The organism is Nocardioides sp. IC4_145 (assembly GCF_011250565.1).
Classification (GTDB): Bacteria; Actinomycetota; Actinomycetes; order Propionibacteriales; family Nocardioidaceae; genus Nocardioides.
Window position 1 is genome coordinate 25346 of the sequence record NZ_JAANMS010000004.1, and the last position, 17586, is coordinate 42931.

The 17586-nt window shown below is 71.8% G+C and carries 17 protein-coding genes; 9 read left to right on the forward strand and 8 right to left on the reverse strand.

Annotated elements, in window-relative coordinates:
- Positions 1–163: 163 nt before the first annotated feature.
- On the reverse strand, positions 164–6082 hold the full coding sequence (mobF, locus tag G6553_RS03230) for a MobF family relaxase (protein ID WP_166189136.1): 5919 nt from the start codon (positions 6080–6082) through the stop codon (positions 164–166).
- A gap of 311 nt (positions 6083–6393) precedes the next feature.
- Between mobF and G6553_RS03235 the strand changes: the two genes are divergently transcribed.
- A complete protein-coding gene (locus G6553_RS03235) occupies positions 6394–6777 on the forward strand; it encodes a hypothetical protein (protein WP_207619304.1) in 384 nt (127 codons plus the stop codon).
- Complete coding sequence (locus G6553_RS03240) at positions 6755–7282, forward strand: hypothetical protein (RefSeq protein ID WP_166189139.1); 528 nt, start codon at positions 6755–6757, stop codon at positions 7280–7282. The genes G6553_RS03235 and G6553_RS03240 overlap by 23 nt, the downstream gene beginning before the upstream one ends.
- Before the next feature lie 64 nt (positions 7283–7346).
- Here the strand turns inward: G6553_RS03240 and G6553_RS03245 are convergent, their stop codons facing one another.
- The 6 genes from G6553_RS03245 to G6553_RS03270 all read right to left on the reverse strand — a co-directional run bounded on the left by G6553_RS03245 (position 7347) and on the right by G6553_RS03270 (position 11538).
- Positions 7347–7697, reverse strand: a complete 351-nt coding sequence (locus G6553_RS03245; protein ID WP_166189141.1) for a hypothetical protein — start codon at positions 7695–7697, stop codon at positions 7347–7349.
- The gene (locus tag G6553_RS03250) at positions 7694–7936 is read right to left on the reverse strand and encodes a hypothetical protein (RefSeq protein WP_010832688.1); all 243 of its coding nucleotides are present in this window, start codon (positions 7934–7936) and stop codon (positions 7694–7696) included. The genes G6553_RS03245 and G6553_RS03250 overlap by 4 nt, the downstream gene beginning before the upstream one ends.
- Complete coding sequence (locus tag G6553_RS03255; protein ID WP_166189143.1) at positions 7933–8235, reverse strand: hypothetical protein; 303 nt, start codon at positions 8233–8235, stop codon at positions 7933–7935. Before G6553_RS03255 ends, G6553_RS03250 begins: the two co-directional genes overlap by 4 nt.
- A gap of 227 nt (positions 8236–8462) precedes the next feature.
- Positions 8463–8759, reverse strand: coding sequence for a hypothetical protein (locus G6553_RS03260; RefSeq protein ID WP_166189145.1), 297 nt, complete (start codon positions 8757–8759; stop codon positions 8463–8465).
- A gap of 76 nt (positions 8760–8835) precedes the next feature.
- Positions 8836–9840 carry a DUF932 domain-containing protein gene (locus tag G6553_RS03265; protein ID WP_166189147.1) on the reverse strand — a complete coding sequence of 335 codons (1005 nt, stop codon included), beginning with the start codon at positions 9838–9840 and terminating at the stop codon, positions 8836–8838.
- 114 nt (positions 9841–9954) lie between these two features.
- Entirely contained in the window at positions 9955–11538 is a 1584-nt protein-coding gene (locus G6553_RS03270) for a ParB N-terminal domain-containing protein (protein ID WP_166189148.1), read from the reverse strand.
- A gap of 309 nt (positions 11539–11847) precedes the next feature.
- On the opposite strand from G6553_RS03270, the gene G6553_RS03275 reads away from it, so the two are divergent.
- From G6553_RS03275 to dprA, 5 genes are all read left to right on the forward strand, one after another.
- Positions 11848–12303, forward strand: a complete 456-nt coding sequence (locus tag G6553_RS03275) for a hypothetical protein (RefSeq protein ID WP_166189150.1) — start codon at positions 11848–11850, stop codon at positions 12301–12303.
- A gap of 239 nt (positions 12304–12542) precedes the next feature.
- Positions 12543–12935: a single-stranded DNA-binding protein gene (locus G6553_RS03280; protein WP_068113961.1), complete on the forward strand. Its 393-nt coding sequence runs from the start codon at positions 12543–12545 to the stop codon at positions 12933–12935.
- 14 nt (positions 12936–12949) lie between these two features.
- The gene (locus G6553_RS03285) at positions 12950–13978 is read left to right on the forward strand and encodes a DUF4192 domain-containing protein (RefSeq protein ID WP_166189152.1); all 1029 of its coding nucleotides are present in this window, start codon (positions 12950–12952) and stop codon (positions 13976–13978) included.
- A gap of 15 nt (positions 13979–13993) precedes the next feature.
- A complete protein-coding gene (locus G6553_RS03290) occupies positions 13994–14158 on the forward strand; it encodes a hypothetical protein (RefSeq protein ID WP_166189153.1) in 165 nt (54 codons plus the stop codon).
- On the forward strand, positions 14155–15204 hold the full coding sequence (gene dprA / locus G6553_RS03295) for a DNA-processing protein DprA (RefSeq protein ID WP_166189155.1): 1050 nt from the start codon (positions 14155–14157) through the stop codon (positions 15202–15204). Before G6553_RS03290 ends, dprA begins: the two co-directional genes overlap by 4 nt.
- Before the next feature lie 244 nt (positions 15205–15448).
- On the opposite strand, the gene G6553_RS03300 is transcribed toward dprA, so the two are convergent.
- Positions 15449–15706 carry a hypothetical protein gene (locus tag G6553_RS03300; protein ID WP_166189157.1) on the reverse strand — a complete coding sequence of 86 codons (258 nt, stop codon included), beginning with the start codon at positions 15704–15706 and terminating at the stop codon, positions 15449–15451.
- A 373-nt stretch (positions 15707–16079) separates the two neighbouring features.
- Here G6553_RS03300 and G6553_RS03305 point away from each other — a divergent pair, with 373 nt between their 5' ends.
- Complete coding sequence (locus G6553_RS03305) at positions 16080–17036, forward strand: ATP-dependent DNA ligase (protein ID WP_166189159.1); 957 nt, start codon at positions 16080–16082, stop codon at positions 17034–17036.
- Between the two features lie 236 nt (positions 17037–17272).
- Positions 17273–17527, forward strand: a complete 255-nt coding sequence (locus G6553_RS03310; RefSeq protein WP_166189160.1) for a hypothetical protein — start codon at positions 17273–17275, stop codon at positions 17525–17527.
- Positions 17528–17586: the final 59 nt, after the last annotated feature.

Genomic DNA, 17586 nt, shown 5'->3' on the forward strand with positions numbered 1-17586 from the left:
CCCAGCTCTCGCCCAGCTCGGTCCAGGTCGGTCCCGCGCTGGTGCGCTGCCACAAGCCGGCGACAACGCCGAGGCGGGGGCTGCTTCGTATCGGGCATGGCACCTTGATCGGCCGGGGACTGGGCCGCCAAGGCTAGCGACCGGCTCGGGACTCAGCCCGATTTCATCGGCGCGGAGTTCCGCGGCGCGGCGGCCGTGGACGGTTCACGTCCTGCCGGTCGCGGGCCGCTCCCTGCGACCGGGTCGGCGCCGGGGTGCCTTCGCCGGTGTCGATCGGGATCTCGAGGCGGGACACGATCCGGTAGCGCAGGTCCCGGGCCGGGCTGTCACCCAGCGGCTTCTCAGCGACCAGGCCGCGCGTGGCGGCGCGGACGTCGTGACCCTGCTCGTGTGCCTGCTGCAGCATCGCCGCGGTGGCCGGCCAGTCGCCCTGCTCGAGCAGTCGCGGGTCGAGCTCGCGAGCCAGCGGGGCCCACCGCTCGGCGGGGGTTTTCTCGGCCGCGGCCGCGAGCCGTGCGCGAACATCGCTGCTCTTGTGCAACTCGGCCAGCGCCGCCTTCCGCGGATCGGCATCCCAGGTCTTGACCGCGTCGCGCAGGTCGCGTCGCGCCTGCAGCTGGGAGAGCTGCAGGCGGGCACGGACCTGGTTGACGCCCGGCTCCCAGGCGCGGCTGGGACGTGCCGAGATGACCCGCATGGTGGCCACCCGTGCCTGCTCCGGGGTGAGGTTGTCCAGCCGCTCGGTGAGCAGCTGGTCACCCAGCGAGCGGAAGGCCGGCTGGCCGCTGGCCACCGCGGCGGTGAGCGCTGCGGGCCCGCGCTGGGCCAGCAGGTCGGCGGGGTCGAGGCCGTCGGGGAACAGCGCGAAGCCGGGGTCGAGGCCGTGCGGGGTGAGCATCCAGAAGTCGCGTTCCGCCGCGACCTGGCCGGCCATGTCGGCGTCGGTGGCCACGATCGGGTCGCGGCCGACGGCAGCCAGCTGGGCGGCCTGCTCATCGGTCAGCGACGTGCCGAGCGGCGCCACGCCGAGGTAGAGACCGGCGCTGGCCAGCGTGACCGCCACGGCGTCTATCGGACCCTCCACGATCACGGGGACAGCGCCCTCGGCGAGCAGCTCATCGACGACACCGAACAGCTGCGCGCCCTTGTGGAACAGCGGGGTGTCGGCGGTGTTGAGGTACTTCGGGCCGCCCTTGTCGGCGTCGGTGAAGTCGGGCCGGCGGCGGCCGACGAAGCCGAGCACTTCGCCCTGGTGGATCACCGGGAACATCACCCGGTCGCGGAATCGGTCGATGAGGCGACCGGTGCTGGCCTCGGTCGCGACCCCGGTGGCCACCATCTCGGTGTCGCTGACACCGCGGCCGCGGAGGTGGTCGACCAGGTTGGTCCAGCCGGCCGGCGCCTGCCCGGGGCGGAACCGCTCGTCGCCGGCGAGGTCGACACCGAACCGTCCGGTGAGGTAGTCGCGGCCCCAGGAGTCGGTGAACCGGTCCTCGAAGAACGCCTGCGCCATGTCGTTGATCTCGAGCATGCGCTCACGCGAGACGGGGGAGGAGTGCCACTCATCGGCGCGCTGGTACATGAGCCGCACGTCGGCGTCGGTGGGCTCCAGTCGGCTGCCGCCGAGGTCGCGGATGTAGGCGGCCAGGGTGAGGTCGGGCTCGACGAACTGGTCCTCGTCGACGTCGATCGGGTCACCAGCGTCGACGTCGACCACATGCTCGTCGACCGCGTCGACCAGGTGCTCGTCGTACGGGCCGGGGTCCTCGGCGAGCGGCCAGTCGGCCCAGTCGAGGTCGGTGGCGTGGTCGACGAGCGTCGCCGGGTCAGGCTCGATTCCGTCCCACAGGTCCGCGGGCGGCTCGTCGAAGTGGTACTCGTGCGCGTGCTCGTCGGGGACGGTCTCCAACGCGATCGAGGTCCGCCAGACCAGCGCCTGGCACTCATCGACGCCCTCCCAGCCGTCGCTCGGCATCGCCCGCCCTGCACCCAGCAGGGCCTCGACCTGCCAGCCGCGCTGCACGCCGTGGTCCACGTTCGCCACGAGCGCGGGCCACCAGGTGCTGGCCTGGATGCTCGCGGCGCGCTCGGGACCGAACAGGTCCGCGAGCCGCGGAGTCCACTCGGTGGTGACCGCTTCGCCGTGGGAACCGTCGCCGATCTGGGCGGCAACGGCCGGCGTGAGCTGACGGGCCATGCGCCACCACACGGCCGCCGCGGCGTGTTCATCGGGCAGCGGGCCGGCCGGGTGGTCGGGGGCAGTGGCGGTGCGCAGCAGCTCGTGCGCGGTGACGCCGGCGCGTGACATCGCGGCCAGACGCTCGGCGAGCAGCGGGGTGAACTCGTCGTCGCGGACCTGCGGGGCGAGCGAGTAGAGCAGCTGGCGCCATTCCTTGAGCGCCGGCGTGTGGTCTCCGGTGACGGCCCGGTTGAGGCGCCGCTGCCAGGTCGCGGAGGCCTTCTGCAGCTGCGGAGCGCCGGTCGGTCGCCGGTCGTCGACCGGGACCTGCATGGCTGCCCGCCAGACCTCGACATCGGCCACCGTGGCGGCCTCGGGCCGCAGACCGTTCTGCGCCCAAACCGGCAGCGAGGACTGCTCGGCGGCCCGGGTGTGGACCTGCTCGGCGAGCTGCTCGACCAGGTGCGCGCGCTGGGAGAGGTAGGCACCCCAGTGCGGGTCCTCGGCCAGGCGGGCCGGGACCGCGGGCATCCACGGCAGCGGCCCGGCGCCGGCGTTGCGCAGGCCGGAGGCGTCCAGGCGCCAGTCGAGGACCGCGGCCCGGTCGTGCGCGCTCTCCAGCTCACGGTCGCCGGCCGCGGCCCGGAGCGCGTCGACCGGGTTCTCGCCGGCTGCGCCAAGCAGCAGAAGGTGGGCCCGCAGGGTCGGCCAGGCAGCCACGTCGGAGAGCCCGGGGACGAGGGTCTCGACGGCGTTGTCCAGGGCGTTGACCACGTTGATCGGGGCACCGTTGGCGTCCTGGCCGACGTGCTCGTGGCGTAGGAGATCCTCGGCGGCGACGTAGAGGCTGTCGAGGTAGCGCTGGGCGGCCTCGCCCAGCCGGGTGGCCGGGTCGGCCTGCTCGCGGATCAGGCTGGTCGCGGACCGATGCGTGTCGTCGCGCGCCAGCATCGACTCGAGAATGTCGGTCGGCGTGAGCGGCCGGACCAGCGTCGGGTGGATCACCGAGTGCGGATCCCCATCGCCCACGACCTCGAGGTAGACGTGGTTGGCGTGCGCGCCACGGGTCATCATCGTGTAAAGTTGCTGGCGCGACTCGGCTCCGGTGGCCAGGCCGTGCATCGTGTCGGCGGTGACGCCCTGGGCGGTGTGCACGGTGCACGCGTAGCCGAGCTCGGTGGAGCGGGCGACGTAGTCGGCGGGCAGGCGCACGGTGCGGCCGTGCTGGGTGTGCCGAACGGTCAGGTCGCCGCCGTCGTGGATCTCCAGCACGGTCCAGCGGTCGCCGTTCTTCACCCAGTCGGTGGCCGAGGTACGCAGGCGACGGTCGTTCTCGCGGGTGATGATCAGCTCGCCGATCGAGGCCTCGTTGCCGTCCGCGAGCCGGCGGACCGGGCCACTGGCGGCGACGTCGGCCGGGTCGATTCCCTCGAGCCGGTGGGCGCGGGCCTGCTGGTTCAACTCGCTGACCAGGTCGCGGGTGGGGGCGAGCATGATCGAGTCCAGCCCGGCGGCCCGGTCGGCCTGCCAGGCGGCGAAGACGTCCTCGGTCATGGTGGCCAGGTCGCCGACGTGGACCCGGTCGCGGTCGAGGTAGAAGCCCAGCGCCTCGGCCTTGCCCTCGCGCAGCGCGAGCGAGGCGGCGCCCTCGGCGGGGTCCTTGAACCGGACGAGCTCGGTCAGTTGCAGCGCGCCGTGGGTGGCGCGGATGTCGCGCAGCACGCCGCCGGCGCCGATCGCGGAGAGCTGCTGGTCGTCGCCGATCAGGCGGACGCTGCCGCCGCGCTCGAGGATGTAGGAGACCGCCGCGTCCAGCGAGAGGGTGTCGGCCATCCCGGCCTCGTCGATGACCACGAGGGTGGAGGCGTCGATGCCCGCGACCCAGTCCGGCATCGCGGCTCCGGTCTCGCGGGCCTGCTCGAGGGAGTGGGTCAGCTTGGCCAGGGTGTCGGTCTGGGTGTCGATCTGGGAGCGCAGTGCGTCCGCGGCCGCGGCGGAGGGGGCCAGTCCGATGATGGTGCCGCCGCCGTCAGCCCAGGCGCTGGCCAGGGCTCGCATCGCGGTGGTCTTGCCGGATCCGGCGGGCGCGATCGCCAGCTGGAGCCGGGCGCCGGAGGTGGCCATCTCCCGGACCAGGGTGGCCTGTCCGGCGTTGAGAGTGATGCCGTTGGCGGTCGACTCCAGCAGTGCCAGGTCGACCGACGCAGCCTCGACGGCGTACCCGTCGTGGCGGCCGGCGGCGTCGACCAGGCGCTGCTCGGCGGCCAGCACCTTGCTTGAGGTGAACAGGTCGGCGCCGGCCTGGGTGTAGACCGAGGAGCCGTCGGCGCGGCGCAGCTCGGCCGGCTCGCTGATGGAGAGCCAGGGGCGGGCCATGCTCACCGAGTGGTCGTCGAGGACCTCGCTGACGAGCAGGTCGACGACCTGGGAGACCTGTTTGGTGGGCACGTTGGCGGCCCGGACCTGACGCTGGGCCTCGGCGTAGACGTGCCAGTACTGCCAGGTGGACCGGCTGCCCTCCATCGTCGTCACGATGCGGTCGGTGGTCTTGGCGAACCAGGCTGAGTCGGCCAGCGAGCGGGCGGCGCCCTTCGGGTTGAGGGCCCCGTGGACCATCTGCTTGACCCGCTGCGGGGTGCCCAGCACCTCGACCGCCTCGCGGTGCCAGGCATCGCGCTGCCCGGCCAGCGAGCGCGGCTCGTGCTTGGCCTCGCGGGTCTCCAGCGTCGCCTGCTGGGACAGCTGGATGGTCTCCACCGGCGTGGGCGGGCGGCCGTGGGTCGCCTGGAACGCGGCCGCGAGGACCTTGCGGCGGTCCTCGACGCTGGCGCGGCGCTTAGAGAACCGGCGGTTCAGCTCGGGGTCGACGCCGACGATCTCGCGCACCGGCCGCTTGCGGGCGTCCTCGTTCGGCCGCTCCTCGAACCGCAGGCCGAGGGCGTCGACCAGGTGCCGCTCGAGCGCGGTGTTGTAGGTCTCCGAGGCCGAGACCACCGCCTTGTGCAGCGGCCGGCCATCGATGGCCAGCCACATGCCGTCGAGCGTCTGGACCTTGTTCGCCACGGCGACGTGCGTATGCAAGTCAGGGTCTCCCGCGCGGGAGTCGCGGTGGGTGAACGCGGTGGCGACCAGGCCGCGGACGTCAACCTGGCGGACGCCGTTGGTGCCCCGGCGGGTGAACAGCGCCTTGGACTCGATGAAGCCCAGCGCGTCCTTGATCGCCGCCTGGTGAGCGCGCTCGATCACCGCGGCGGTCTTCGGGTCGGCGATCGCCCACAGCACCGAGACGCTCTTGACCGGCGAGAAGGTAAGGTCGTAGCCGGCCACCGCGTTGGTCTTCGGTCGGGAGTGCTTGGCGATCGCGGCGGCCAGTTCGCGTGCGTCGGCGGGCTCGCGGCCGTGCTCAGCACGGAAGAACTCGGTGCCGACCTCGGTGCGGACCTTGGCCCGGTCGGCCGCGGGGACCGGCCAGTCACCCGGCAGGCCGGCGGCCTCGTTGAGGGCCGCGATGCGCTTGGCGACCTCGATCCGGAACGGGCTGATGTCGTTGTCGTAGACCTTGTACGGCGTGCCGAGCTGGCGGGCCGTCTTGTAGTCCGCGTCGGTCGGCCGGTCGACGCCGTCGCGGCCGATGCGCAGGTCCAGCTCCTTGGTCCGCTGGGTGGCCAGCGGGTGGTGTCCGGAGCCGAACAGGCTCTGCATGTGGTCAGCGGTGACGATGTCGCCGGCGTCGAGCCCCTCGAGTCCTTCCATGCCGGAGCCGACCCACGCGCCGGGAGTCTCGCCCTTCTCGGTGTAGTAGCTCGCCAGCCCGGTGTGGCCCTTGTCGGTGGCGTCCATCGCTGCGACCTGGCGGGTCAGGTAGTCGTAACCCGACCCCGCCGTCAGCTTGTGGAGGCTCATCGTCACGGTCACCTACGTGCGCGCGGGCGCCCTGTGCGATCACTTCCGGCCAGATCTTTGCTGTGTTCTTTCTATTCGGCAGACCGAGAATGCAAGAGGTGTGTGGCACTTGGGAGTTCGCGGAAAACCGGGGGGACGCTGAGGGGCGTCGGTGACGGCTGGGGCGTCGGGTCCGGATCAGGTGGCTGGACGGGCTGCGCTGGATCGGCTGGGGGAGCGGTTTGAAGGTTTTTGGGGTTCGGTGATCGCTCGGGGTCCGGGAAATGTCGTAGGTGACTGTCAGAGTCCATGTCGACACGAGTGAGGACCGGATGAGTCAGCAGACGATCAAGCAGCAGGCGCGGCGTACGGCGCGGGAGATGGCCGAGAAGCGGCGCAAGGAGCGCGAAGAGCGAGAGCGCCGGGTGATCGACCTGGCCGAGCAGGTCATGGTCGCGATCGGTGAGCGCGACGCGGCGGTGGCCGAGACCGAGAAGCGCGCCGGTGAGGCGCTGCGAGAGTTGACCGAGGCTGAGGGCCTGTCGCTGGGCGAGGCCGTCGAGTGGTGCGGCGAGACCGTCACCGTGCGCGAGGCGACGCGGCTGCGGCGGCTCGCTAGCGAGCCCCAGGCCGACGACGGCGACCAGGGCGGCGACGGCGCGGTGCTTGCGACCGCTGGGAGTGGGGGAGCGGGTGCCGGTTCGTCGGCTGGATAGCGCCGGCCTCACGGCGGTCGCGGCCGCGATCAGCGATCCGGGGGTGCTCGTACGGTACCGGGCGAAGGTCGCCACGGTTCCGGGCAGTGAGTGCCTGTGGTGGACCGGCGCGGTGTCCGGTCGGTCTGAGCGCGAGCGCACGGACGGTGGTGGCCATGGCCGGTTCTGGTACGCGCCGGGGCGGGTGATCATCGCGCACCGATTCGCGTTCGCGGTGATGCACGGCGTGGAGGCGCTCGCGGAGGCGCGGCTGCTCGGGCACCGCTGTCACAACCCGCTGTGTCAGCGGATCTCGCCGGACCACGTCGTGGTGTCGAGCGCGGCGCAGAATCGCCGGGAGTGGTCGGTGCAGCGACGGCTGCCCTACAGCCCGCTGGCCGACCCGCGCGGACCGCGTCGGCGTGCGCGGGAACTGCGCGACCTGGCGCGTGAGGACCCGCAGCTGGTGGCCGACGACCTCGCGCGGCTCCAGGAACTGCTGGGCGAGCAACTGACGCTCTGGTGAGAGCGTGCCGACGCAGAAGGCCGCCCGCAGCGGAGAGCGCCTCGGGCGGCCTTCTGGCTGCCGGTCAGGCGAGCTCGCCGTCGAGGAGTCGACCGAGCGTCTCCCAAAGGTCGACGTAGCCGTCAGCATCAACCGGCGACTGCTCGCCCCACTTGGCGTGAAGATCGCGGATGCGGTCGAGTCGGTCGAGGCGGTCGGGGAGCGCGTCACGGGCGGCGGCGATGAACTCGACATCGGCGGCATGGCCGGTGGTCTTGAGGCCGAGCCGGTGGTCGTGCCCGGTGTAGTAGGCCACCACGATGGTGTCGGGCAGCAGGGCGTCGGCGGCGGTGGCGCGGATCTTGTCACCGTCCGGTGTCCAGGGGCCGGGGGTGGCGCGTGCCGCCAGAGCACGCAGGGCGGGGTCGTCGCTCATGCGGGTTGGTCCTCCCGGGCGGCGAGGTCGAGCCGCCCGGATGCGGCGGTCGCCACGGCGGTGATCCGGGCGGCCAGCGCCCGCAACTCGGCGGGCGTGCCCTGGATCGCCACCACGTCGTCACCGGCGAGGGTGAGGACCGGCTGACGATGCTCACCGGCACCCACCCAGTCCTCGCCGGGGGTGAACACCTGGACGCTGGTCTCCCGAGCGGCTAGCCACTCGATGTGCGCGCTCACGGGGTCGCCTCGGCGGGCGCGGTGCCGAGGAGGCGGCGGAACGCCTCCACGTCGGCCTCGAGGGAGAACAGGCGGCGCCGGTGCTTGTCGCTCTCGGCCGCGACCTCGCCTAGGACTTCCGCTAGGCCCTCCATGAAGGCCACGACGGCGTCGGCGTCGACGACATCGCCCATGGCAACCCACGGCTTGGGCACCCGCTCGGTGGCGGCGTAGGGCATCGCGGACATGGCGGCTCGGATGCGGCGCTGGTCACGCTCGCTGATCACCGTCATGGTTGAAGCTGCGTCGTGGTTCGTCATGACTGCTCCTGTTCGGTGGTGCGGTGGGTGTGCTCGGCGTGCAGGGCGTCCAGCGCCGTGGCGACGCTGGACAGGGCCGCGTCCAGTTGGGCGCGGGCGGGGCTCGGGGGTCCACCGGCGTACGTCGCGCAGCCGGTGCTCGATGACGATCAGGTCGCAGGCCGTCTCGCTGAGGGTGTGTCGGTCCTTGGCGGCGCTGGCCTCGATGTCGGCGGCGGTCGGCTGGCTCATCGCAGGACGTCCTCGACTGCGCGGCGCTTGGCCTCGTCGAGCGTGGCGGTGCGCATCCCCCAGCGCTGCCCGTAGCCGCCGTCGATGTCGGCGTAGAACCCCGGCGCGAGGTAGGTCGCGTGGTCACCGGGCGTGATCCGGATCAGGTAGATGCGCCCGTGCGCGTGGACGCTGGCGGTGTGCGCGGTCCAGCGACCCGGCCAGCGGTCGTCGGCGTCCACGGCGTGCCACTCCACCGGCGTGCTGTCGGGCGTCGTCGGTGCTGCGCTTGCGTGGGTGGTCGTGTCGGTCATGGCTCCTCCTTCGGTTGGGCCGGTGGCGGGCCGGACTCGGGGTCTCAGCCCGCCACCGGAGGAACTGGCGAGACGGTCAGGCCGGGGCGAGCGCGGTCCAGGCTCGGCGCTTGATCCGGTCGGGGTCATCGCTCGTGAGCACCCGCGTGGCGCGGGCGGTGTGCTCGTCGCCCTTGGTGCGGACCGGGGCGTAGTGGTCGACGTACTCCGCCACGGCCTGGTAGCCGGCCCACGCGGTGTCGCGGATGCCGGCCTGCGTCTCGGCGTCGGCGAACAGCCAGTGCAGCCGGGAGCGGCGGCGGCGTTCGGTCTCGCGGACTCGCTTGGTTGCGTTCGCCTCGGCCTTGCCGAACGTGGCGTCGATCAGGGCGTCGAACGCGGCGTCGGTCATGGTCTGCTGGATCAGCCGCTCGGCCTCAACCTGGAGCGCGTCGACGTAGGTGAACGTCAGCCCGAGCGCGTCGCGGGCGGCCTGCACGGCAGCCTTGGCGTTGCGGGTGTGCCGGATCGAGAACGACGACTCGTGGTTGCGCAGGGCCGCGCTCTGGGTGTTCGCGCACACGACGCGGACCGGGGTGACGAGGATGCGGAACGCGCTGGAGCCGTCGTGGCTGTTGAGCGCGGCGATGTTGAGGTCGACGCGGTCGGTGCCGCCGACCGTGAGCGAGTCCGGCAGCTGCATGGTGATGAACACCTGCCGTCCGCCGCGCAGTGACCCGGCGGTGTCGAAGATCGCGCCCGACTCATCGGCCAGCAGGTTCAGGAACTCGGCGTGGTCCTCGTTCTGCAGCGGGGTGTAGCCGCCGCCGACGACGCCGAGCGCCTCGGGCGCTCCGGTGCACGGGTTGGTGCGCACCGTGGCGAAGCCGGGGACCTCGATCGGGGTGACGCCGCCCTCGCTGACCTCGGCGGTGGTGAGCGGCAACTTGCGGACGTCCCAGCCGCCCAGGTGGCCGAGCCTCATGGCTTCCTCGGCGGTGAACGCGCGGTCACGGACGGTGGTGCCCAGGCGGTGCCAGGCGTCCTTGCGGGCGAAGACGGCTGCGGCCTGCGTGCCGTGGGTCTCGATCTCGTGTGACATGTCGGGGTCCTCCCGGGTAGCGGATCAAACGAACTGAGTTCATTCTATGGTTTCTATTCCACTGAGGCGGTTCTCCACAGGAGGAACCGCCCTCAGATGGGGGAGGGGAGCCGATCAGGCGGCGCTGTCGCTGGCCTCGTCGGCGTCGTCCTCGCTGTCGTCCTCGGTGCTCGGCTGCGGCTCCTCGCCGAGCAGGATCCGCTCGACCTCGCTGGGCTGGTAGCCCCACTCCACGAGCGCGCCGAGCACGCGGGCGTCCCACGCGGTCGGGTTGCGCCATGAGTGCTTGCCGGTCGTGGCCTCCCATGCGGCGACGATCGCGGCGAGGGTGGTCATGGTCGCGGCCTTCGGCGTGCTCGCCTTGGTCGCGATCTTGTGGCACTCCTCGTACCCCGCGCCGTAGTAGCCGGTCGGGACGTCGATCCCGAGCAGCGTGAAGAGCATCGGGTGCCGGTGGTCCATGGCCTTGCTCAGCGAGTGGTGGCCGGTCACGACGGCCTCGCAGATCAGGGCCTCGGCACCCTTCGGGGCGGTCTTGCGGGCCACGAACGTGGCCAGCCACTCGCGGCGCACCGTCTCCGCGCTCGCCCAGGCCTTGTTGTTGGCGATCACGCGGCGGCGCTCCTCGCGGCGCGCCTCGGCCTCCTCTTCGCTCTCGCCGCCCTCGTCCGCGCTGGCGGTGCTGCTGGACCCGCCGCCGCGACGACGCAGGCCGGAGGCGGCGAGGTCGGTGACGACCCAGACCGGCACGTACTGCTGGTAGGGCTCGGCGGGCTCGCACTCCTCCTCGTCGTCCTGCTCGCTGGCCTCGTCCTCGGCGGTGTCGTCGCACTCGTCCTCGGGGTAGACCCACTCCTTGACGACCTGGACGCGGGCACCGGGCACGTTCGGCCACTCCTCCTCGGGCAGCGACTCGCCCTCTTCGGTGACCAGCCGCTCGATGCGCAGCACCTCGTCGGCCTCCGCGACCTCCTCGGCGCTCAGCACCGGCAGACCCTCGGCGCGCAGCCGCTCGACCTCGGCGGCGTCGGCCTCGCGCTCGGCGGCCTCGTCGCGCAGCCGCTGGGCTTCGTGCGCGAGCGAGCGACGCCACCGCTTGGCGTTCTCCAGGCGCTCGACGGCCTCGGGGTCGTGCTCGAACTCGGCGAAGATCGCGGCCTCCTCCAACGTCAGGTCACCGGAGTCGAGCCGGTTGCGGCTCTGGTCGGCCTTGGTGACCACCAGGGCGGCGTTCACGGTCGGGCGGTCGATGCTGGTGCGCTTGGCGATCTGCGCGGCGCTCACGCCGAGCAGGGCCAGCTGCTCGACGCCTGCGACGATCTCGGCCTCGCGCATCCCGGCGCGGTGGATGTTCTCGACCATCTGGTCACCGATCCGGTCGGCATCGGCGGGCTGGGGGACGACGCGGGCAGGGATCATGCCGGTGGGGGTGCCGACCTCGGCGGCGGTGACGGTCCGGCGCTGGCCACGCAGCAGGACGTACTGGCCGTCCTCGTTGCGGTAGACCGTGACGGCCTCCAGCACACCGCGCTCCTTGATCGACTTTCGGAACTCCTTGTGGTCGGCGCGCAGGTCGGTTCGGACGTTCGTGCCGATGATGATCTCGGCGGGGTCGAGGTACAGGAACTCCTCAGCCTGGACGGCCTCGGAGGCCTGGTCGGTGGCGGTCGCGGCGGGGGTCTGGATGGTGTCGGTCATGCGGCTGTCCTCCATGAGTAGAATAGAAAGAACTGACAGGACAAAGTCTCCCAACGGGGGCCGACGCCTACCGGGCCGCAGGGCGGACCTGTGGAAAGGTGGGCACTCGGCGAGGGTGGGGAAACCCGGCCTCACCGGGCGCGGACTCCGCTGCGGCGGCGCGGCGCAGCTGCACCTCGTAGCTGGCTGGAACGGAAGGAATCGAGCGAGGGTGGGAACGGCTGCGCAGGGCCCCGACCGGGAATGCAGCGGCGTTGGTGTTAGCCGCTGCAGCTCGACGCCGGCGGAGGAGACCAGGGGAGTGATCAGGTGACGAGCCAGACCACGATCCCGGTCGGGATCTACTGGAAACCCGGCGTGTGGGACCTCGCACGATCGGCCTACCTCGCAGACCTGGACACCGACGCCGACTCACCCGGCTCGTTCGTTGGCTGGCTCGCCCACGCGCTCGAGCTCCACGCCCGGCGCTCACCGCAGCAGCGGGCCGAGCTCGCGGCCGCGGGCGAGGAGCATCCCGCCCTGGTCAGCGTGACCCGCAAGAGCTTCAACAGGAAGCACGACCTGCCCGCCTCGACCATCGAGGCGGTCGAAGACGCGCTCGTGGCCGACCGTCAGGAACTCGGCCGGATGCTCGCCCGTTCGGTGTTCGCCCAGGAGGCAGTGATCGTCGCGGCCGAGGAGGCCCGCCGGCGCTTGGGCCGCGAGCTGCCGCCGCCACCGCAGAAGCTCAGCAACCGACCGCCGCGGCGCCGGCCTGCCCGGTAGCCGGCGAGGACGACGCCGGCATTTTGGGTCGGCACCTGGTCCTAGCGTGCTTCCCAGCGCCCCGGTCCGGTACCCGAGAGCCGGTCGGGGCGCTTCTGCGTGCCCTGGGCCGCTGCACGGCCAGCCGGGCTCGTCGAGCGGTGGAAACGACTTCGGCCGATGTGATCGCTGCCGGGCCTGGATGACACGTAGGTGACTGCGGGACCCATCAACGTCTCGCAGTCACCTAGGAGGAAGCCATGTCCACCACCGTCACCTTCGCCGGCAACCTGGCCGAGGCACCGGAGCTGCACCACACCCGGGAGAACAACAAGCCGTTCGTCACCTGCCGCGTCCTGGTCAACCGCCGGGTCCAGAACGACCAGGGGGAGTGGGTCAGCGACGAGCCCACCGCCCACAACGTCAAGATCTTCGGCTCGGCCGCCACCCACGTACACGACAGCTGCGGATCCGGTGACCCGATCTTCGTCCACGGCCTCGAGCGCACCGAGAGCTGGCCGGACAAGGAGACCGGCGAGAAGCGCACCAAGGACGTCGTGGTCGTCGACAACCGCTTCGGCGAGGTCGGCATCTCGCTCAAGTACGTGTCCGCGCGCATCGACCGCGCCCCGCACGCGGCCCAGGCCAGCTGAGGAGGTTCGCCCCGATGGATCTCGTCGTTCAGTCCCCGGACGAGCTGCTCGCGGCGGTGCCGCACGTCCTCGGCTTCAAGCCCGAGGAGTCGATCGTCCTGGTGCCCTTCCGGCCCGGGCTGCCTATCACCCGCGTTGACCTGCCCCGGACCGCCGCCGATCGCGAGGAGGTCTGGGACGCACTCAGCGGCCCGTACGGCCGCCACGCCCGGCCCGGTGCCCGCCTGGCCATCATCTGCATCACCGAGGACCGCCGCAGCGCCGAGCTGGCCAGCCAGCACCTGTCCAACCGTCTCCAGGATGTCGGCATCACCACCCACATCAGGCTGTGGTCCGACGGCGAGCGCTGGCGCGAGTTCAACACCGGCCAGACCGGGCTGCAGACCCCGTCGACCGCTGAGCGGATCGCGGCCGCGACCGTGCTCACCGGCGCCGCCCAGCCAGCCGCCAGCCGCGAGTCCCTGGCCGCCTCCATGGTCGGCGACCGCGAGCCCATCGCCCAGCTGCTCCCCGCGGCTCGAGCGGCGGCCGCGGCCAGCACACCCGCTGCGGAGCGGGACTGGGCCCTGGACCGGCTCGAGCAGTTCCACGCCGACGGCATCCGGCTCTCCGACATCGACGGTGCGCGGATACTCGTGGCCCTGGAAACGATCAGCACCCGCGACGCGCTGTGGGAGGACATGAGCCGGGAGAACCACACCTCCCACATGGCCCTCTGGAACGACCTGACCCGCCGCGCCCCCGACGAGGTCCGCGCAGCGCCGGCCTCCATGCTCGGCTTCGCCAGCTGGCTGCACGGCGACGGCGCCAAGGCCTGGTGCGCCCTCGACCAGGTGCCCGCGGACCGGCCGTACTCCATGGCCGCCATCGTCGCCTCGGCCCTGCAGAACGGCATCCACCCCCGCGAGTGGGAGCGATACCAGACCCAGATGCGCGACCTCGCCGGCGAGCTCGACGAGTCCTTCGTGCCCAAGCCTCCCGAACAGCAGCGGGACCTACCGCGCACCCAGCCAACCGCCGACCGCCCCGCCCCGGGCCGCTGAGAAGGGCACACCGCGATGAACTACGACGACACCGACCCGATCGACGACGCCCAGCCCAGCGCCACCGAGCGCCAGCTGCGCCGCCTCGTCGTGCCCGAGCCCGCGGCCTATGCCCCCGATAAGCGCCTCGACGTCATCCACGAACCCGACCTCGACCTGCTGTGGGGAGGCCAGGCATGAGCACCACCCGCACCGACGTCGACGACGTTGACCGGCTCGCCCGCGTCACCCTCAGCAGGACCATCGAGCCCGGAGACCTCCGCGTCACCGGCCTGGTCAGCGAGCTCGGCGCCGGCAAGGTCCTCGGCTACCTCGAGGCCGCGGGCGACGTCGAGTCCCACTGGGGCTTCGCGCTCGCCCAGGAGCTCGGCCGCGTCGACCCCGCCCAGGTGCTTGAGCAGGCCGCCGCCCGCGGCATCCGCTTCATCGTCCCCGGCGACGCCGAATGGCCCACCCAGCTCGGCGCACTCCGCAACGCCGGCGCCCTCCACGAACGCGGCGGCGAACCCGTCGGCCTGTGGGTCCGCGGAGCGCACGACCTGCGTCAGCTCGCCGGCAACTCCGTCGCGGTCGTCGGATCGCGAGCCGCCACCATCTACGGCGCCGACCAGGCAACCGAGCTGAGCCGCGACCTCGCCACCATGGGCCACACCGTCATCAGCGGCCTCGCCTACGGCGTCGACCAGGCGGCGCACCGCGGCGCTCTCATCGCCGGCGGCCCGACCATTGCCGTGCTGGCCGGCGGCGTCGACCGGCCCTACCCGGCAGCACACGCCCAGCTGCTCGAGGCGATCGCCGAACGCGGCCTTGTCGTCTCCGAGGCACCCGCGGGAGCCGGACCCACCCGAACCCGCTTCCTGGCCCGGAACAGGGTCGTCGCCGGCTTATCTGAGGGAACGGTCGTCGTCGAGGCCGCACTGCGCAGCGGCGCACTCAACACCGCCCACTGGACCACCAACCTGCACCGACCCGTCATGGGCGTCCCCGGCCCCGTCAGCAGCGCGGCGTCTACCGGCGTCAACCAGCTCGTGCGGCTCGGTCAGGCCAGCATGGTGACCAACGCCCAGGACGTCATCACCGACGTCACCGCCCATGCCAACGCTGCGGCCACCTGCGGCGTTGGTGCCTCCGGGGAGCTCGACGAGTCGTTCATTCCCGGCCCCGTGAGCTCCATGCGGAGCGGCGTCCCCGGCCCAGTGGCCCCGGTCGCCGCCCCCCGTCGCTGAGGCGATCTGCAGCAGCCTGTGGATAACCCTGGTTCCGTCCAAACCCCACCTACGCTGCTGACAGTACGAAGGCGTGCTCGAGGTCGCCGCCAGGAACGCCAAACGAACAAGGAGAACACCGATGATCACCCTGACCGCTGAGCCCCCGGCCGCGGCGGCCGTCCGCGTTGACTGGATGTGGACCGTAAGTGTCGAGCGCGTGCTGGATGCTGCGCCCGACCTGCTCAACTGGGCCAGCTGAGCCCTAGCAGCCAGGGCCGGTCCAGTTCGGATCGACCGGCACCGGAATCAGGTCCTCGGTCCGCAACCAGTCCATCTTGACGACCGGTTTAAGTGCAGCGTCGTCATGCCACACCACCAGGGCCTCCCATCGCCGGCCCTCACGCTTCCAATCCAGGACCAGCCCCCGGGACGGCTTGAGCCGGCCCGGATTCCGGATCAGCACGAACCGCACGTCGCCGTACGGCCGCCATGCGTCGTTCTTCGGCGGGTTGGCAGACACGGCGCCGCTCACTCGGTAGTGAGCAGCTCGGCCGGGATCCACTCCTCGACCGTGGCCCAGCGCCCGGGCCTCAACTGCGCGACGTAGACGACTCGGCCTTCCCACAGGTGGCCGGCGCGCCGCCACTCCAGGAGCAGGCCTGGGCGTGGTTGTGACGCGTCGACGGGAACGCTGACCCAGCAGTGCCGCCCCGGGTGCTCGGGCCCGGCTGCGCTCGCCGTCGGCGCTGGCTCCTGGTGGACGCCTCGGTCGACGCGCACGCGGTCCTTCAAGGGGATGCCCACCCCGCGCCCGTAGCCGCCGCCCGCCATGGCCCATAGCGTAGAACACATGTTCGAAGTGATGGGTGGCGTTGGTTTCGTACGCTGAATGGGTGCCGACCACCTGGGAGCCGATGCTGGCCAAGCCGGCAGCCACGCTGCCAGCGGTCGGCGGCCTGCTGGGCGGCACTGTCTACGAACCGAAGTGGGATGGCTACCGGGCCATCCTCGAGCGCACGAGCGCCGGGTGCCGGGTGTGGTCACGCAAGGGCGCCGACCTAGCGGCAGGGTTCCCCGAGATCGTCCAAGCCGCCCTCGAGCAGCTGGAGCCGGGCACGGTGATCGACGGTGAACTCGTCGTGTGGCGGGACGGCCGGCTCGACTTCGGGGCACTGGCCCCGCGGCTGGCATACCGCGGCCGCCGCGGGCCGCGGGCGGACCTCCCACCTGCCTCCTTCCTGGCTTTCGACGTCTTGGCTGCAGGCGACGTCGACCTGCGGACCAAGCCGCTGCGCGATCGCAGGGCAGTGCTCGAGCAGTTGGCGGGATCGTGGCAGCCGCCGATGCAGCTGACGCCGCAGACCGCGGACCCGGCGGAGGCGCAGCGCTGGCTGACGGAGTACGCCGCGGCCGAAGTCGGTGTGGAGGGCCTGGTCGCCAAGGGAGCCGGGCAGCGCTACCTGCCTGGTCAGCGGGTGTGGGTGAAGTTCCGGATCCGCAACACCCGCGAGGCCACGGTCGGCGCGGTCATCGGTCGCGTCGACCAACCAGTTCGGCTGATCCTCGGCCTCCGAGATGCCGCTGGCACACTGAGGGTGGCCGGCGCGACCCATCCGCTCAGCTCTAGGGAGTCGGCCGAGCTTGCAGCGGTCCTCGTCGGCACCGATGACCACCCGTGGCCGGCTGAACTCAGCACCCGTCAGCTGGGGCGTTTCAGCCGCGAGCCGGTTGCGATCACCCGGGTGACCCCCACGGTGATCGTCGAGGTTGAGGCGGACACCGCGTTTGAGCACGGCCGATGGCGGCATCTGACCCGTTACTGCCGGCTGCGCCTGGACCTCTCCAGCTGAGGATCGACCCTCGCGGTCGACGCGGAGAGAGGAATGCGCCACTCCGGCCGCACCTGCTCCCGAATGCGCTCGAGCCGAAGTGTAGAAGGCGGCCGACCGCGGACCCGCCACACGGGCAGACATCCCGGTCGCCGGGCAGTCGAAGTACTCCCACAGGCGCGATCGGGGTTTGGGGCGCCGAAATGCCGATACATATGGTGAGCGCTCATCGGAGTGCTTACGAAAGGAGCACTGAGATGGACAAGATGAAGATGCCGGCCGGGGTCACCCCGATGTCGTCGACCACGGTCGCGCGGTTCATGGCGGTCTACGACGAGCTGTGCCCGACCGTCGATGACGAGGTGCCGGTCGAGGTCTTCGCCGAGCGCCTGGTCTGGCCGCTCGGCTCGGTCCTCACGGTCGCGGAGTGGTGCCGCGACCGCGAGCTGATCGACACCGACGCCGGCATGGGCGACCCGATCCGGATCATCGAGGGGCGCTACCGCCCGTGAGGTAGCGCCCAAGGTGGAGAGAAGTGCGGCAAACCGGTCTCCTCGTGTCGGCCGGTTGC

Coding starts and splice junctions, on each gene's coding strand:
- G6553_RS03260 (WP_166189145.1), bottom strand. CDS start 8,759: ATGACCGACACGACCACCCACGCAAGCGCAGCACCGACGACGCCCGAC.
- G6553_RS03310 (WP_166189160.1), top strand. CDS start 17,273: ATGGACAAGATGAAGATGCCGGCCGGGGTCACCCCGATGTCGTCGACC.
- G6553_RS03235 (WP_207619304.1), top strand. CDS start 6,394: ATGAGTCAGCAGACGATCAAGCAGCAGGCGCGGCGTACGGCGCGGGAG.
- G6553_RS03280 (WP_068113961.1), top strand. CDS start 12,543: ATGTCCACCACCGTCACCTTCGCCGGCAACCTGGCCGAGGCACCGGAG.
- G6553_RS03285 (WP_166189152.1), top strand. CDS start 12,950: ATGGATCTCGTCGTTCAGTCCCCGGACGAGCTGCTCGCGGCGGTGCCG.
- G6553_RS03245 (WP_166189141.1), bottom strand. CDS start 7,697: ATGAGCGACGACCCCGCCCTGCGTGCTCTGGCGGCACGCGCCACCCCC.
- G6553_RS03290 (WP_166189153.1), top strand. CDS start 13,994: ATGAACTACGACGACACCGACCCGATCGACGACGCCCAGCCCAGCGCC.
- mobF (WP_166189136.1), bottom strand. CDS start 6,082: ATGAGCCTCCACAAGCTGACGGCGGGGTCGGGTTACGACTACCTGACC.
- G6553_RS03270 (WP_166189148.1), bottom strand. CDS start 11,538: ATGACCGACACCATCCAGACCCCCGCCGCGACCGCCACCGACCAGGCC.
- G6553_RS03255 (WP_166189143.1), bottom strand. CDS start 8,235: ATGACGAACCACGACGCAGCTTCAACCATGACGGTGATCAGCGAGCGT.
- G6553_RS03265 (WP_166189147.1), bottom strand. CDS start 9,840: ATGTCACACGAGATCGAGACCCACGGCACGCAGGCCGCAGCCGTCTTC.
- dprA (WP_166189155.1), top strand. CDS start 14,155: ATGAGCACCACCCGCACCGACGTCGACGACGTTGACCGGCTCGCCCGC.